The organism is Vibrio sp. 03_296 (assembly GCF_002265885.1).
On sequence record NZ_NPKW01000066.1, the window covers coordinates 1 to 906 of the forward strand.

General features: G+C 39.6%; 1 pseudogene. It reads right to left on the reverse strand.

The features are described 5' to 3' along the window. Positions 1–686: 686 nt before the first annotated feature. Positions 687–906 (reverse strand): annotated as a pseudogene (locus CIK04_RS08395) (transposase); the annotation flags it as partial.

Below are 906 nucleotides of genomic sequence, written 5' to 3' on the forward strand. Positions count from 1 at the left end.
GTGTTCTGGAGATGGCGCTCGGATCATTGCAGAACTTGTGAGTTGATTTTTAGTTATAAAGGAGACTCCAACTTGATGGTTTATGGCAAGGTGGTTAACTCATTGTCAAAGCAAGTATCGGCAAAGTGTGGTGACGATATTCAGTTCCAAAGCCTAAGAAAAGTTTGATTTAACATCATAATTTATAGGCTAACAATCTGTTTAAGAGTGATTCGCAACGCTTGGCATTTTTGCTATGCGTTGCGTTTTGTGTTTAAGGTGGTATGCGGAAGTTTCGGTATTGCGTTGCTCACACCTTAACAGGGCGTTATGTTTAATCACGTAAAATCAGTTGGTTGCATCTTTTCTTTGCATTCTCGGCTTTCTAATTTTGGTCTTGTCGGCAAGTTAACTTCAGTGGTCGCTGTTTTCTGGACTCCAATTCGTGGGCGCGAAAAATTCTGAGAGTTGCCTCATTAAAGCTCAGTGCGTTTATGAGTCGAATAAAGCGTCTTGGTTTCAAGGTTTGAGCTCCAGTTTTCGGTTTCTCACGCTAAAACTCAAAATCATTAGAATCAAATTTATGAGTTAATTCAGCTTTTTAGCGTCTGGTTTTGGTTTTTAAAGGTAAGTCGAGTTAAGCTCTTGGTTTCGTAAAACTTAACCCATTGAGTCTTAAACATAACAAGAGACTATGGCGTCAATAGTTAATTTTTGGCGCTATCTGCCATTCCACATACAGCCATCTCTAAGCATTGAATTTAGAATAACTACCATCTTTCTGACGCAGGCAATGAGCGCTACTTTTTTGGGTTTTCCAGCAGCCAAAAGTCGTTGATATGTTTCTTTAAATACAGGGTTACATTGCATCGCTGACATCATGGCCATGTATAAAACAGTCCTTACTTGCATCCGTCCACCTTTGAT